12 protein-coding genes are annotated in these 16,332 nt (G+C 40.6%); 6 read left to right on the top strand and 6 right to left on the bottom strand.

Features of this window, described 5'->3' with window-relative positions; all coding sequences use genetic code 11:
* Positions 1-28: 28 nt before the first annotated feature.
* The 4 genes from pgeF to KI363_RS03595 form a co-directional block, all read right to left on the bottom strand.
* Complete coding sequence (gene pgeF, locus KI363_RS03610) at positions 29-793, bottom strand: peptidoglycan editing factor PgeF (RefSeq protein ID WP_158322643.1); 765 nt, start codon at positions 791-793, stop codon at positions 29-31.
* 136 nt (positions 794-929) lie between these two features.
* Positions 930-1,979, bottom strand: coding sequence for an ABC transporter permease (locus KI363_RS03605; RefSeq protein WP_158322645.1), 1,050 nt, complete (start codon positions 1,977-1,979; stop codon positions 930-932).
* Positions 1,980-2,002: 23 nt separating this feature from the next.
* A complete protein-coding gene (locus tag KI363_RS03600; protein ID WP_158322647.1) occupies positions 2,003-3,484 on the bottom strand; it encodes a sugar ABC transporter ATP-binding protein in 1,482 nt (493 codons plus the stop codon).
* A gap of 183 nt (positions 3,485-3,667) precedes the next feature.
* Complete coding sequence (locus KI363_RS03595) at positions 3,668-4,651, bottom strand: ABC transporter substrate-binding protein (RefSeq protein ID WP_158322649.1); 984 nt, start codon at positions 4,649-4,651, stop codon at positions 3,668-3,670.
* A 513-nt stretch (positions 4,652-5,164) separates the two neighbouring features.
* On the opposite strand from KI363_RS03595, the gene KI363_RS03590 reads away from it, so the two are divergent.
* The 3 genes from KI363_RS03590 (at position 5,165) to KI363_RS03580 (ending at position 9,912) form a co-directional block, all read left to right on the top strand.
* Positions 5,165-5,818, top strand: a complete 654-nt coding sequence (locus tag KI363_RS03590; RefSeq protein WP_158322650.1) for an SGNH/GDSL hydrolase family protein — start codon at positions 5,165-5,167, stop codon at positions 5,816-5,818.
* Positions 5,819-6,172: 354 nt separating this feature from the next.
* Positions 6,173-7,153, top strand: a complete 981-nt coding sequence (locus KI363_RS03585) for a Gfo/Idh/MocA family protein (protein ID WP_158322652.1) — start codon at positions 6,173-6,175, stop codon at positions 7,151-7,153.
* A gap of 32 nt (positions 7,154-7,185) precedes the next feature.
* The gene (locus tag KI363_RS03580; protein WP_158322654.1) at positions 7,186-9,912 is read left to right on the top strand and encodes an MBL fold metallo-hydrolase; all 2,727 of its coding nucleotides are present in this window, start codon (positions 7,186-7,188) and stop codon (positions 9,910-9,912) included.
* A gap of 276 nt (positions 9,913-10,188) precedes the next feature.
* On the opposite strand, the gene KI363_RS03575 is transcribed toward KI363_RS03580, so the two are convergent.
* Together KI363_RS03575 and KI363_RS03570 are read right to left on the bottom strand one after the other, a co-directional pair.
* Positions 10,189-11,553: an MFS transporter gene (locus tag KI363_RS03575; protein ID WP_212965530.1), complete on the bottom strand. Its 1,365-nt coding sequence runs from the start codon at positions 11,551-11,553 to the stop codon at positions 10,189-10,191.
* Between the two features lie 257 nt (positions 11,554-11,810).
* On the bottom strand, positions 11,811-12,911 hold the full coding sequence (locus KI363_RS03570) for a 5-methyltetrahydropteroyltriglutamate--homocysteine S-methyltransferase (protein WP_212965529.1): 1,101 nt from the start codon (positions 12,909-12,911) through the stop codon (positions 11,811-11,813).
* A gap of 235 nt (positions 12,912-13,146) precedes the next feature.
* On the opposite strand from KI363_RS03570, the gene KI363_RS03565 reads away from it, so the two are divergent.
* The 3 genes from KI363_RS03565 to KI363_RS03555 all read left to right on the top strand — a co-directional run bounded on the left by KI363_RS03565 (position 13,147) and on the right by KI363_RS03555 (position 16,256).
* Positions 13,147-14,055: a LysR family transcriptional regulator gene (locus tag KI363_RS03565; RefSeq protein ID WP_212965528.1), complete on the top strand. Its 909-nt coding sequence runs from the start codon at positions 13,147-13,149 to the stop codon at positions 14,053-14,055.
* A 98-nt stretch (positions 14,056-14,153) separates the two neighbouring features.
* Positions 14,154-14,717, top strand: a complete 564-nt coding sequence (locus KI363_RS03560) for a hypothetical protein (RefSeq protein ID WP_212965527.1) — start codon at positions 14,154-14,156, stop codon at positions 14,715-14,717.
* A gap of 219 nt (positions 14,718-14,936) precedes the next feature.
* Positions 14,937-16,256 (top strand): outer membrane protein assembly factor BamB family protein, encoded by a 1,320-nt coding sequence (locus KI363_RS03555; RefSeq protein WP_212965526.1) that lies wholly within the window; start codon positions 14,937-14,939, stop codon positions 16,254-16,256.
* Positions 16,257-16,332: the final 76 nt, after the last annotated feature.

Raw genomic sequence — 16,332 nt, 5'->3', positions numbered from 1 at the left:
CAAGGCCAGCCAACTTAATGGCTGACCCTTACTTCTGCCTTTTCATAATAAAACAAAGATGTCTCCCGCTTTTTCTGTTTTGGCGGTAAGAGAAACCATTAGGACTCTGAAACGTGCAGGTTGGATCTACTTGAATACGATCTTCTGGGATGCCCGCTAATAAGCATTGTTTTTTCACGGTCTGTTGATTATCAATATGATACTTGCCTGTTCGCTCATTGTATTCGATCCAATCGTCTGCATAGTTAAGGGCTTTGTATTTTACGTAGACATCTTCATCGACTTCAAATTTCTCTTGACTGAGTGCCGGGCAAATTTGGACGTGAAAGTCATTCGGATCACATTGCTCTACTTGAATAAGATGCTGGAATAGTTTTAAGGAAATCTCTTTTACCGTGCCTTGCCATCCAGAGTGGATCACACCTGCAGCACCACTTTTTTCATGATAAAAAATTACCGGCACACAGTCTGCACTGAAGCTACATAACAACAGATTCGGCTTATACGTGTATAAAGCGTCCGTATCTGGAATCGCAGTTTCCAATTCGTCTGCACCACGGCCTTTATCCATATGTGTAACCTGGTAAAAATTTGCACTATGTGTTTGCAGTGCACAAACGAAATCCTCCAGTTCACAATTCAAAAAATTAGCCAATTGCCTGCGATTCTTCAAAACATGATCCGGATTTTCACAAGCATGAAGGGCCATATTAAAATCCTCAGGTTGTGTTTCATCCTTCATCGTCATTCCAGCGACCCATTTCTCATTATGAACATACATTTTTATATTCAAGCGTATCACCCTGTTTAACTTTTTGTTTTTAAAGCAGTTTGCAACGTCGTAAGGGGGATAGAGTTGAAAAAAGGGACAAGTTTTCTGCCCCTTTTTCTTATGGCCTAAAGAATGTAGTATGGCCAAAATTATTCTATTATGCCGCTTGTTCTTTTCTTTGCAAAAGTACAGCGGCGATCACGATAAATCCTTTAAAGGCTTCCCTGAGAAACGGAGGAACACCAAATAAGTTTAATAAATTATTCATAACAGCAATAATCAGCATTCCATAGACCGTTCCTAGGATAAATCCTCTTCCACCCAGCATACTTGTGCCGCCTACAACGGCAGCCGCGATGGCATCCATTTCCATTCCTCGTCCAGCATTTGAAAAATCCATAGAGCCAATCCGGGAGACTTGAATGATGGCTGCAATCGAAACAAGGACCCCCATCAAGGCGTACACATTTAGTTTGACTTTGTTCACATTAATACCAGAAAGTTTGGCGGCTCTTTCGTTTGATCCTACTGCAATAATTTGCCGGCCAAAGACTGTCTTCTTCGATACATAGTATAAAATATAGGCGATGATCGCCCAATACACAATTGGCATAATCATATAGCTGCCGATTTTAAAACTGGCTAGTTGGGTAAATTCAATCGGAACCTTGGGATTATAGCCTTGCATGAAGTGTTGTGTGACACTTCTAAAGATCATCATCGCTCCTAAGGTCGCAATAAAAGGCGGAATACTCCCCTTTGTTATGCTTGTTCCGATTAATAGTCCGAGTAAATAGCCCATAAGGATGACGAGCACGATTGTTATGAGTATTGCGGGAAAACCTGTTACTCCAAGACTTCCTAAAATTCCCTTTGTGCTCGTATCCAATAGAACCATCGCAAAGGCTCCTGTCGCAACCAAAGTAGAACCAACTGCTAAGTCAATACCACCTGTCATAATGACAAAAGTCATTCCTAGTGCAATGATTCCAACTCCTGCGTTATTTCTTAAAATATTAATCCAGTTATTTAGCCAGGATTGAAACCAACTACCAAATGAATCATAATTAAAGCCTAATACCAATGTTTGGATAATGATCATCACAATGAGAGCAATGGCTGTACTAAATACAGGTTCATGATGCCATTTATATTTAAACCACGTAAAAAAGTTTCGATTATTTTTTACACTGAGATTATCAGTCATTGACTTTCCCTCCCTTGCCTCAATCAATTACCGCCTGTAGCGAGATTCATAATCGTATGCTCATTCATTTCTTCCCCCGTTACTTCGCCTTGAATCACCCCATGATACATCACAAGGGCTCGATCACAGACACGAATGATTTCTGCGGCTTCACTTGAAAGAACGATAACCGCTATATTGTTGTCTGCAAGATCCAGGATAATATCATAAATATCTTCTTTGGCTCCTACATCAACACCTTGTGTTGGATTATCCAAAATAAGCAACTGTGGGTCGGCTGCTAACCATTTTGCAAGGACAACTTTTTGTTGATTTCCTCCAGAAAGACTGGTGATATTGTCTGTTTGCTTGCCCATTTTTAAGCGTAATCGTTGTCTTTGCTTTTCAAATTCGAGCTGATGTTTCTTCGTTTCGATTTTCCCTCGTTTGGCAAATTTAGGCCAAGTGGCAATCGAAGCATTTTCAAAAATATCCATATCTTTAATGATCGCATTTTCCTTCCGGTTTCTTGGAAGGTACGCAATGCCTTCTTCGATCGCTTGTGTTGGACTATGAATGACGACTTCTTTTCCATTTAGGAAAATCTTACCTTGTGTTGGCTGATTTGCTCCAAAAATAGCCTGAAAAAGCTCACTTCGCCCATCACCAAGTAACCCTGTGAACCCAACAATTTCCCCAGCCTTAATAGAAAAATGAATATCTCTAAAAGCAGCTGGATCAGTGAGTCCTTCCACTCGCAAAATTTCTTTGCCTATTTTTTTCTCTCTTAATAAGGGCTCTGTTCTTACATCAAATCCAACCATAAATCTAGCCAAATCCTTCGTTGTAACGTCGCTGACATTTCCTTCCGCGACAAGGTTACCATCACGAAGGACGAGATAGCGGCTACAGAATTGCATCACTTCATTTAACTTATGCGAGATGAAAATAATGCCGACGTGATGCTCTGTTAATGTTTTCATCATCGTAAACACACGCTCTATTTCTTGATCAGTCAGAGAGGTGGTCGGCTCATCCATAATAATGATGGAGGCATTTGTCATCATTGCCCGACAAATTTCTACAATTTGTTTATAGGAAGAATCTAGGTCACGAACCATTTTTCCGGGATCTAAATCAATATTCATCTTTTTAAACATTTCGTTTGTTTCACGATACATACGCTTTAAATCTAAACTACCTGTTTTGGTTTTTAATTCTCTGCCGATAAACATATTTTCATAGATCGGTAAGTCATTGATTAAATTTAATTCCTGATGGATAAAAGCAATGCCCGCTTCCTGTGATTGGGCCGGTGTAGCAAATTTTACAGGATTTCCATCGATGAAAATGGAACCTGCATCCATTTGATGGACGCCGCCGAGAATATTCATAAGGGTCGATTTCCCTGCGCCATTTTCACCGAGTAAAGCGCAAATCTCTCCACCTTGAACGCTAAACGATACATCCTTGAGCACATCGTTTTTTCCAAATGATTTTCTTATGTTTCTCATCTCGATTTTCATACAATCACTTCCATACCTTCGATTAAAAGAGAGACATGGCAAGGCCATAATCCCTCATCACTTCGGACCCACAGGATGTGGGTCAAAACAGCGTTGCGCCAGGGCGGAGGCCAACAGGATGTTGGTCAAAACGGCGAAGACAATTGCTTGTCGCCCCTTAGCAACCGCCTTGCGCTTTTCTTCTTAGTACGGAGACTCCTCATCAATGAATTCTTCGTAATTATCCCGGTCTACAACAGTTGTAGGGATAATCGTTACCTCGTCAGCATCTTCTCCATTTAATAGTTTAAGAGAGACATCAACAGCATCTTTCACCATGGCTGGGCTATAGAGGGCGGATTGAATCCAAATATCTTCGTTTTCCGGCATCATTTTGAAGTATTCTTGCATGCCGCCTCCACCAGTCACGACTTTAATATCATCTCTTCCAGCTTCACTGATTGCTTGAAGAACGCCAATGGATGTTTCGTCATCCATAGAATAAACAGCATCAATTTTTTTATTGCTCGTTAAAATATCCGCAAAATCTTTCAAACCATCTTCGCGTGTAAATTGAGTAGCGTACGTGCTAATTTCCATATCAGGAGCCATTTCCTCCATCGTATCCATGAAACCTTGTTTTCTTAATTTCGAAACAGAACCAGAGGATGGTACCTCTAGCACAACAACATTGCCTTCTGTACCAATTTTATCAATGATATATTTCGCACCTTCAACACCCATACCTTCATTATCGCCAGATACACGATAAACCCCGTCAGCATCAATTTCGATATCAAAGTTAACCACTTTAATTCCCGCATCAAGAGCGGTTTGAATAGGAACTTCCATTCCTTCCCACTGAGGAAAGGCCACAATCGCTTCCGCACCCCAAGTCATTAAGTCATCCAATTGAGAAGTCATTTCTTGTGCGTCAGAACTTGTTTGGATTTTATAATCGATCTCATCCGATAATTCCTTCGCACGTGCTTCCGCGTGGTAAGCTACGGCCGCCACCCAACCATGTGTGACAGCAGGGGCAAGAATGCCAATTTTATGTTTCTTTGAGCTGGACTTTCCACCTGAATCGTTACTTGAATCAGCATTTTGTGTTTCCGAATTACATGCACTTAGTAGCGGTACCAACATTAATAAAAGTACGGCTAGCACACTTAAACTTTTCTTCATGAGAATGAACTCCCCTTTTTCATATTTTTTATCGTAATAAAATGAAGCCTTTTTGGGATAGGCCTACCTTATTCGATTTCTAAAACATTTCTAAAAACAAAAGAAAAAGTTTGTTGGCGTTTGCGATAGGAAGGTTATAGAGAGCGAGTACCTTCAAATCTAAACGTTTCACTAAAATAGCTAGATGGTGAAAGAATGGACAGCCTCTCCTCGTAAATCCACACCATCTTCTTAGCCATTTATTCGAATTTTTCTTATGCACCTTCATTATATGACATATATAAAAGAGAGTAAATTAGATTATAAGCTTTTTTGAACTCATTTTTTTCAGCGGAGAGTTGTCTTTCTAGAAAAAGTTCCTTACTCAAGTTCCACCATTTTAGCAAAATACTAGCAGGGAAATGTCGCCAGTGAGAGAATTAGTTATATAGGGTTCAAGAGCTAGTATATTTTAGAGGATGTTCAAAACTCGTATGATTAGAAATATAACTACCGAAATGAGGAGATCACGAAATGTTGTTAGAAAAAGATCAAAAGCTGTTATTCATCGGTGATTCTGTAACAGATTGTGACAGAGCGAAGCCGGAAGGAGAAGGAGTGTTTCAGGCACTTGGAAATGGGTATGTTTCTATTGTAGATGCATTTTTACAATCAACTTATCCTGAGTTGGGAATAAGGGTTGTGAATAAAGGAACTTCTGGCAATACGGTGAGAGATTTACATGCAAGATGGCAAGAAGATGTACTAGATCAAAATCCCGATTGGCTATCCATTATGATCGGCATTAATGATGTTTGGCGTCAATTTGATTCACCTTTTATAAAACACCAACATGTCTACATAGAGGAGTATGAAGAAACGCTTCGAAAAATCGTTCAAGAATCAAAGCCGACTGTCAATCAAATTGTGTTGATGACCCCATTTTATATTGAACCGAATGAAGAGGATTTAATGCGAGAGAAAATGGATCAGTATGGTAAGGTAGTCGAAAAAATTGCAAACGAAGAAGATTGTTTATTGATTAATACTCAAGCTGCTTTTAATAAAGTACTAAAAAATTTATATCCCGCAGCCATTGCGTGGGACCGTGTCCATCCAAATGCAACCGGTCATACAGTATTAGCCAAGGCCTTTTTGAACAGGATCGGGTTTAACTGGGCGAAATAAAATGTAATTTAAAACCTGCTTTTCAATGGGAAGGTATCATCACGTGGAACATATTAGTTAAACAAAAAACTCCTTATGAGAGAGTCTAGCCACCAAAGGATGCCTATTCCCTTACTCATAGGGAGCAATAAAGTAACAAACTTCTTAATCTGCCGAACATTCATGATACAGGCAGAAGATGCGGGCAATCTTTAATCTCTGGGCGAATGGAAGTTGGCAGATAAGAGGATGCCTAACCGTTAGGGCAAGAGTGTATATAATTGTATATTCTAGGTAACTTTGTAATAGAAAGTCAGTCTCATAATAAGCTATAATGTAATCTATACATATTAATTTTTTGAAAGGGGAATGGACATGACAGAGCAAAAAATAAAGTGGGGAATTATGGGAGCGGGGAATATTTCGCGGAAGTTTGCTTCAGATTTAGTGCAATCGGAAAATGCAGAGTTGGTTGCTGTCGCTTCCAAAACAGAGGGAAAGGCGACCGCCTTTGCAAGCGAATTCAGTATTGAGCGTACATATGCTGATTATGCTGCATTTGTACAAGATCAAGATATTGAGATTGTGTATATAGGGACCTTACATACACAGCATAAAGACTGTGCGCTTCAGTGCCTACGGGCAGGGAAAGCCGTATTATGCGAGAAACCGTTTACGATGGATGCAGAAGAGGCAGAGGAACTAATTCAGGTAGCAAGGGAAAATAATACATTCTTAATGGAAGCGATGTGGACACGTTACTTACCAGCTATTGTACAGGCGAAGAAGTGGTTGGAGGAAGGAAAAATTGGCGAGGTCCGAATGCTAACCGCTAATTTCGGCTTTGATGTGGGCTGGAGTCCCAACAGTCGTTTGTTGGATAAAAAGCTAGGTGGAGGAGCGATGCTCGATGCTGGTATTTATCCCATCTCTTTCGCGTCGTTCGTCTTTGGTCAGCAGCCTACCGAAATTAAAAGCAGTGCCCATATTGGAGAAACAGGTGTAGATGAACATTTTTCTGCCCTATTCGAGTATCCAGATGGAAAAACAGCGATGCTAAACTCAGGAGTGCGACTCAACTTAGCCAATGATGCATTTATTTACGGAACAGAGGGATATATTCGACTACCTAATTTCCTCTTCGGAGATGGAGCCTTTTTACATCAATCCGGTTCTGAAGTCGTAGAATTTCAAGATGATCGAAAACTACAAGGCTATATTTTTGAAGCCGAAGAAGCAATGCGTTGTCTACGGGCAGGCAAACTTGAAAGCTCGATCATGCCTTTGGAAGAAACCTATGATATTATGAAAACAATGGACGCTCTCCGTAAGCAATGGGGCTTAGAATATTCATAATTAGAGATCTTGTTTAAGGAGGCAATGACATAGTGAAGGTAAGTGTTCTTGGAGGCGGCAATGAAGTTGGCGCCTCTTGTTTGCATGTTGAAATAGCTGGTACGAATTTGTTAATTGATGCGGGGATGAGAATGCATGGGGATCAGCCTCTTCCAGCTTTAGGGATGTTGGAGGACTTAGGAAATCCAGAGGCCATCCTCGTGACCCATGCACATGCCGATCATATCGGGGCGCTTCCGATTATTCATGCTCTTTACCCGGAAGTGCCGCTCTATGCCACACCGCCTACAGCGGATTTGATGAGAATTATGATGAAAGATTCTTATAAAATTTTGGAACAAAGATGTAGAGAAACGAATACTTTGCCGCCGTACACAGATGAGCAAGTGAATCAGCTTCTCCAGTCGATCCTGTTGCTTCCAGCTAGTGGGGTGTTGCGAATTGGCAATGTGAAAATTACCAGTTTGCGGGCTGGTCATATTTTGGGTGCGGTCATGTTTTTGATTGAAGGGGGAGGAGAGACGCTTTTTGTCACCGGGGATTTAAGTTTTAAAGCAGGTCGAACCATCCCTGGTGCCCAAGTGCCGCATGGTATCCAACCGGATGTGATGATTTTGGAATCGACTTACGGGAATAGAGCGCATACGGATCGGAACACGGAAGAGAATCGTCTTGCCAAACATGTAGCAGAGGTGATTGCAAATGATGGTTTCGCCCTTATTCCAGCCTTTGCATTGGGACGAGCCCAAGAAGTTTTATTAGTTTTACAAGATTATATGGATAAAGGGCTCATCCCTGAATTTCCGATTTATGTGGATGGTTTAGTAACACCGGTAAGCCAAATTTACAAAAGCTATCCGCATTTTCTAAAAGGGCCTGTGGCTTATCGAGTTCGAAATCATGGGGATGCCTTTTTAACGGAAGGTCGTTGTAAGGCTGTCCATCCTAAGGAACGGGAACAAATTTTAAAGGGAAAGCCAGGATGCATCGTGGCTTCTTCAGGGATGTTAATTGGAGGGGCTAGTTCTTGGTATGCAGAAAGGCTTGTGACGGATGAGAAAAACGCTATTTTTATTACAGGTTATCAAGATGAGGAGAGTCCAGGAAGGAAGTTACTAAATATTGCGGATGGTTTGGAAGACCATATTGAGTTGAATGGGCAAAGTTATCCGGTCAAATGTCGCATTGGCAAGTATGGGCTTTCTGCACATGCAGATGCCAATGAAATCAATCGATTTGTGCAAACTTTAAGTCCCACTTATACTTTGCTTGTGCATGGGGATGATGAGGCGAGAACACAGTTATCAACGATCATAGACCCGAAATTCCATCCTTTGCTTGTTGAGAATGGGGAAACATATCCATTTGAAAAGCGCAAGTCTGGAAAAGGCGTTGTTGGGAAACGTTATCGAAATACGGAGAATGAAAGTTTAAGAGAGAAAATTGGCAGCCTGTTGCTCTATCAAAAGGAGTCAGGAAAAGCACTTAAATTAGCAATCTGCATGAATGTACAACTAAAAACCAAAACATTTATTTGTCAAACGCCTAAAGGAAAGCAAATTCGGTTAAGTCCAGGGCAAATAAAAGAAACAATTGGGTATTGGAATCAATCGATAGACGAACTTAGAGAGGTTACGGATCAAGTATTTAGCTTTAGTCGTCCTTATTTAGAAGGGATACCGTGGGAGCGATTGCCTAATGAAAACCTTTCTTTAACAGAAATAGTTCATGCCTTACAGATAGATTCGATTGACTCTCGTTTAGCCATTAGCTTAGCTCTACAAAGCCTTCCAGCAGAAAATATCGATTCGAATCAATTCGATGTCACAATTTATAAAATAGACCCGGCCATTAAAAAAAGATTAAGCGCGCTGGACCTCCCGATTCAAGGGCTGAAAATGAATCCTGCACAGGGAATGGAAGTTGTGAGAAACCAATTGGAAAACCATCCACATTTTATACGCTGTGGCGTGGATCATTTAGGTACGGAAAACGAAGCCATCACCATCTATTTTGATTTCCCTGATGCCGTGTTAGAAGCGGAGCGGGAAGAAATAGCAACAAGAGTGAAAAGCGAAACAGGGTGGTCTGTAGAGTTTTCGCCATCAGTTCGCCAAGACCTTTTACAAACAGAGTTAACAAAATTATTGGGTAATGCTATTCCTACTCCATCCATTCATCTACAGGATCGGAAAGTGGTGGTGGCGATGGAGGGGAGCGAGAATCAAGAGGCCCTTGCCGATTCCTTCAAACAGAAAACGGGCTTTGATCTGCAATTCAAGGATGGAAAGGGGAAAAGCCCATCCACAGGCGGAGAAAATAGTCTGTATCAGGCAACTGCTTCTTCTGAGCGCCTAGAAAACAACCAAGCGATTGAAGAGGCGAAGAAATGGGCAAAGGATCGGAATCTAACCATTTATAAAACAAGCATGAAACAAAAAGGAAGTACAACATTTATGGAGGTTCACTTTATCTCTCCAGAAATAGCGAGACGCCATGAAGCGGATTTAGAGGAGCTGTCCTATCGAATTGGCATGCCTGTTACCTATACGAAAAGTCCCAAGCAAAATGAAATCATTGGGCTGGCATTACAACTGATTCCATCTCATTGGCAATTAAAAAGGAATCCATCCATTCATATGGATCGGGCGACAGTGACGGTGCGATTAGCCGAAATGCCAGAGGATAAGGAGAGCGAGCAGGTGAGCGAAAAACTAGAGCAATCTACAGGGTATATATTAGAAGTTCTCGTAAAATGATTCTTTATTCCACGGCTTTAAGGTGGGAGACATTGTTCAAATTGTAAGAGAATGATAGAAGATAGTGAAGAAATATTAGCGAGAATGGTCCCCTAAGCATAATACAATGGTTGAAATCAGAGCTTATTACAAAAGGAATGCATCATAATTTGTAAAGACTGGGCAACTTAGACTAGGAATGTGAAAAATAGACCTACTCTCCAATAACAGGAAAGCTAGGTCTATTTCTGTCTACGCTGCATTCAAGCAAACATCATTCTATAGGGCAATCAAATATTAACCAACCTTATTTTCTAGTTCCGTAGGGTGATGAGGAGATTTCGTGATTTTATCAAAGCTCCCATATTTCTCTTGGACTAGTAAGAAGGCGATTCCTCCGAGAATACTTGGGATGGCGAATGCCATAAAGGCACTTTGCGGGGCAACATTTGTCGCAAGTAAGAGCCCAATGATCACAGGGGCTAATATCGCTCCTATGCGCCCAATTCCAACTGTCACGCTAAGCCCGGTTGCACGGATTTCACGTGGATAAAATTCGGAAATATAAGGGTTGACCAAATTTTGTGTTCCGCCTGTGCATGCGCCGCCAAGAGCAATCAATCCATATAATAGCAGTGTATGAGATGCCATGCTAAGGGAAACAAAGCAAAAAGCTCCAACTAAGAACATGCATAATAGTACTTTTCGATGGCCAAGTCGTTCAACAAAGATTCCACCGAGTAAGGATCCCCCAATTTGTCCAACGGCCAATACAAGATTAAAGGATAGACTGGAAGTAATGCCGAAGCCCGATTCCTGCATGATTTTGGGTAGCCAAGTATTTAAACCATAAATCATAAGCAGACAGCTGAAGACAGCTACCCAGAAGGCCAATGTACTGACAAGGCGATTGTCGGTAAAGAGCTTTTTCACAGGCAATCCTTTTGCTTGTTCTTGAACAGTCGCATATTCAAAATCGTCTGTTGCTTGATAATCGCCTTTCGGATCGACTTTGTTAAGGATGGTGGCGATTTTGTCCCCTTGTTTCCGCAGAATCGAATACGATAAAGATTCGGGAAATTGCTTGAGAAAAAATGGCAAAGTTAACAAAGGAATAATGCCTAGCCAATATAGAAATCTCCATCCGAGACTTTCCATAGCATACATGCCAATCAGGGAGGCCAAAATCCCACCGATTGAATAGCCACAATACATGAGCGCAACCGTCAGTGCCCGATTTTTCTTTGGAGAATATTCTGTCATAACGGCAATCACGGCGGGCATCAATCCACCCATTCCAAGAGCGGAAATAAAGCGCATAATCGTGAAAATTGTCTCATTGGGAGCTAAACCAGCTAATAAAGAGAACAAACTGAATAACGCCATGCAAATGGCTAATATTTTTTTTCGGCCGATGAGATCGGATAGGGAACCGAGTACAAAGGAACCAATCATCATCCCGACTAATGAATAGCTGCCAATCGCTCCCGCTTCTACGGTAGTTAACCCGAAGTCATCCATCATAAAAGGCAACCCAATTCCGTAGAGAGCAATGTCAAACCCATCAAAGGCAATCGCATAAAAGCACCATAGAAACACTAATAAATGAAATTTATTGAATTTACTCTCGGCTATAACTTGTGTAGTCTGAACAACGCGCATTTCAATCTCCTTTCGTGGAAATGTTTAAATATTACAAAAATTAGACTGAGAAAGTACCTTGCAAAAGCGGCAATTCCTCAAGTTTACATGAGAGAGGGAGAGCGGCTGAATCCCCTTCGCCGTTCTCTTCTCATCAAAGTGCTTGTCTACCTCAATTTTTCAAAGGTGAGTTGCATCCATTTTAGCGCCGGTCTTAAGGAAACAGTAGGAAGCACATTCACCAAAGTTGAGATTAGAGCGTTCTGCTTGCATTTTTGTTATTTCCAAACATCTTCGGCAATTTCTACTACATAACGAAGTTTTTCCCATTGTTCTTCTTCGGTCAACAGATTTCCCTCTTCAGTCGAGGCAAATCCACATTGAGGACTTAGAGAGAGCTGGCTAAGATCAACGAATTGGGAGGCTTCTTCTATTCGTCTTATAATCTCTTCTCTGGGCTCTAGCTTGCCATGCTTTGAAGTAATCAATCCTAGAACAATATTTAAATCCGAGCGATTGACAAAGCGTAGCGGTTCAAACCCACCTGAACGGTTATTGTCATATTCTAAAAAGAACCCATCAATATTTAAATGGCCGAATAATGGCTCTGCCACTGGTTCATATCCCCCCGAAGAAATCCATGTAGAACGGAAATTTCCACGACAAATATGCATGGTTACTTTTAAGTCATCGGGACGGTCGGCTACCGCTTTGTTTAATGTATCAAGATACATTTTAATCAAGTATTCGGGGTCTTTCCTTTTGGCGCGCAATTGTTCCTTTTGTTCTTCTGAACATAGATAGGCCCAAGCCGTATCGTCTAATTGGAGGTAGCGGCAGCCAGCATCATAAAAGGCTTTTATCCCTTTTTTATAAGCTTTTGCCAGATCATCAAAGAATTCTTCTTCGTCTGGATAGACAACGGAGTCCACTTCACCACGAAAATGCAGCATACTCGGACTTGGAATCGTAAATTTCGCAACATGATCTCCAGCTATTTTATGGAGGAACTTATAATCATCTAGCATAGGGTGATGTTCGAAGTCTAATTTATTTGTCACTTTAATCGCGCGCGATCTAGTTTGTTGTTGTTGAAATTGGATCCCACTTCCTGCCCAATAGCCTTCAACCCCGACTAAATTTTCTAAGAAATCGAAATGCCACCAAGCTCTGCGAAATTCACCATCTGTCACGGCTTGAAGACCGACCTCTTTTTGTTTCTTGACAATTCTCTCGATTTCACTATCTTCAATAGCACGTAGTTGCTCTGGTGTAATTTCCCCAGCAGCTTTCTGTAAGCGTGCGTTTTTAATTGTTTCGGTTCTTAATAAGCTGCCAACTTGGTCAGCACGGAAAATCGTTGTCGTTTTTGTTTGCATCTAAATCCCTCTTTTCCTAAAAGCTTAAAATTTAAAATGAATTTTTTGATCGAATATATTGAAGTTTATCATGGGAAGGTATTATAGTGTAACTGAAAAAAGATATAGTTGGTTATAACTTATGGTTATAACCAATGTCAGTAGACCCGTTCTGTTGGGCGGATCGGCTCTACTTTTCCTGCTAATATAAGGCTAATAGAATAAAATACAGTGTTGAACAATGAGGGACGAAAGAATGAATTTACAACAATTAAAATATGTGATTGAAATTGTCAGAAGTGGCTCTATGAATGAGGCAGCGCGCAGACTCTATATTTCGCAACCTAGCTTGTCAAAGGCGATCAAAAATCTTGAAGAGGAATTAGGGAAAACGATTTTTACCAGAACGTCAACAGGCATTACCCTTTCACCAGATGGGGCGGAATTTCTTGGCTATGCTAGACAAGTAGTGGAACAGGTGGAACTTTTAGAGCGCCGTTATTTTAATACGGCTCCTTCGCCGCAACTTTTCTCAGTCTCGACACAGCATTATGCCTTTGCGGTAAATGCTCTTGTCGAAATGATCAAAAAGCATGGTTCCGATAAATATCAATTTACGATGAGAGAAACGCGAACGTATGAAATTATAGAAGATGTTAAAACGTTACGGAGTGAAATCGGTATTTTATATGTTAGTTTGTTTAATGAAAAAGTGATGATGCAACTGTTAAAGGAAGAAGGACTGGAGTTTAATCTGCTTTTTAAAGCTTCACCTCATATTTTTGTGAGCTCACAAAATCCATTGGCGAATCGCTCATCTGTAACATTAGAGGATTTAGAAGACTATCCGCGTCTTACCTTTGAACAAGGGGAATATAATTCGTTCTATTACTCGGAGGAGATTTTCAGTACAATCCCTAGCAAAAAAAGCATCCAGGTCAGTGACCGTGCCACGTTATTTAATCTGTTAATTGGATTGAATGGTTATACCATTTCAACAGGCATCTTAAGCGCCGATCTCAATGGTTCCAATATCGTATCTGTCCCGTTAGAAGAAGGAGAAGTCATCTCCGTTGGCTGGATCGTACACAAAAAGGCCCAACTAAGCCGGATGGCGAAACTATATTTAGAAGAACTGGAACGGATTATTGAATTTTATGTCTAAGACCGTCCTCGAAAAGGTGAAAATCCCAGAAAAGAGGGAGAGCGGAGGTAAGGGACCCTTTATGGTTAGGAACAATAAATCTGAACAGGAGGAGCTTCGTGAATCGATCATTCTCAATCTTACTTTTGTTACTTGTTATTCTGGTAGCTGGCTGTCAGTCATCTTCTCAAATTGATGCGAAGGAATTGGAAAAGTATAAGGTACAACAAACGGAAGATGAGGTGAAGCAGGGGGATTTTATCTTTCGGCTAGTGAGTGAAAAAGGGGAATACCGTCAAGATGAGAAAGTAAAGCTATATGGGGAAATCGAATATATTGGTGAAAAAGAGGAAGTCTCTATTGTCCATTCCGCCTCTGCCATTCTATTCTCGCTGGAAGAGAAAGTACGTGGTTATTACATTGAAAGTAGTGTTCAAGAAATCGGTGTGACAACAAAATTGAAAAAGGGAGAGCCTTATCGCGAAAATTACGTAAAGAAGGCGGAAGTGATTTTTGAAGAAGATCCATCCTATCAAAAATTTGTAGATCACTTTTTGGAAGGAAGTGGATTTCTAACTGGCTATTATAAGGTAAATGGATATACCGACTTTTTTGTAAAGTCTGGAGATGAGGGAGAATATGTTAATATGGAGGCGAATGTTGATTTTAAAGTACTAGAATAAGGCCAGCTTAATGTTTTATTATTACCTACCTTTTCCGTTTAGTAGACTGATAGAAAGGGTAAATATTAGTGGGGATTTTTAGCTTGAGGACAAAAAATTTTAAAATACAAGCGTGCTTTTGTGACGATTGAAGGCGTTGTTCTTCATTTGACACCAGGCGAAGAAATTCTTGAATTAGCAAAGCCCATTTTTAAGGAATGGACTAGAAAGGTGTTTTTTATGAAAAGAATCACATTATTGTTAAGTATGATAACTATATTCCTAGTGATGACAGGCTGTGCAAGTAGCAGTAGTCCAAAGGGGAATGACAAGGAACCAGATACAGAAATTGAAAAGAGCCAGGATCAATCAAATGAAGATACCGACGAAAAAGAGGAGGATTTAAGCTCTTCTCTTGGTTCAATTGAAGATTTTACATTCACATCAATTGATGATTATGATCAAGATCAGTGGATCCGTATGGAAACAGAGAAGCCGATTGAAAATGGGGCTTTTGTCGATGGAGATCAATTTTTTATCAATACGGAAGATGATGAAACGATTGCCTATACGAAAGATATGAAAGAAATTTGGAAAAGCGAAGTGCCTTATCCATTTAGAAGGCCAAATCTAATGACAGATGATTATATTCTCGTCAATAACGAGGTGGATGAAGGGGAGGGTACCTTTGTCGAAGCTTTGGATAAAAAAACGGGGGAATCTGTATATAAAATTAATCTAGTTGACTATAGTGATCTAGGTGAAGTGTATGTGATGGATGATGCCATTTACTTTGCAGCAGGAAAAAAGACAAATGAAGATGAACTATTTGCAGACGACTTTACATTATTTAAATATCAATTAAATGACGGTTCTAAGGTGTGGGAAAAGAAAATCGGTAACCTGAAACAAAGTGGGAAAGGATCGCCTTTCCAATTAGCGTTCAAGGATGATCACTTATATTATGTGAGCGCGGATTCACAGTTAAAAGTGGTAGAAATGGAAACGGGCGACGAGGTGTGGAAGCAAGAACTTCCTGAGTCCCTACGCTATTCTATTCCATTTTTTGCGGATGATAGCTTATATATTCTAGATGCTGAAAGTGTATTTCATGAATATGATATGGAAACAGGGGAGCCGCTTGATGATTATCAATTTCAAGGAAGTGTTCTCGGCCCTGTAGCCCCTTATCCTTTATTCGATGGAACGACAATGATTTACGAAGATGTTGACTTTGATACGGGTGACACAACATTGATTGCGGTTGATATGGATGCTAAAGAAGAGATCTGGTCCCTCGACTTTGGTCAACACTTCATCTTTGGCGCATACATTATCGATAATACTTTGTATATTCTGACGCAAGAAGGTGTGGATGATACAACGACACCATCTAAACTATTGAAGTTAGATCCTCAATCTGGAGAACTAGTGGAGGGAATTGAATTAAACGATCGGATGGCTGAGGCTTCGAACAGCATGAGCTCTACGATGGGGAATGATAGAAATGGTGACTATATCACCGTTTTCCATGGTAAAGTAGCTTACTTTTTGAAATAGAAACCCTAAAAGGAAACCCAAAGAATGCAGTTGGTATTCTTGGGTTTCTACTTGTTTTCACTTTGGAAGGACAGTG

The organism is Lederbergia ruris (assembly GCF_018332955.1).
GTDB classification, from domain to species: Bacteria; Bacillota; Bacilli; order Bacillales; family Bacillaceae_C; genus Lederbergia; species Lederbergia ruris.
The sequence above is the reverse complement of the archived record's forward strand: the minus strand, read 5'-3'. Positions and strand labels throughout refer to the sequence as shown.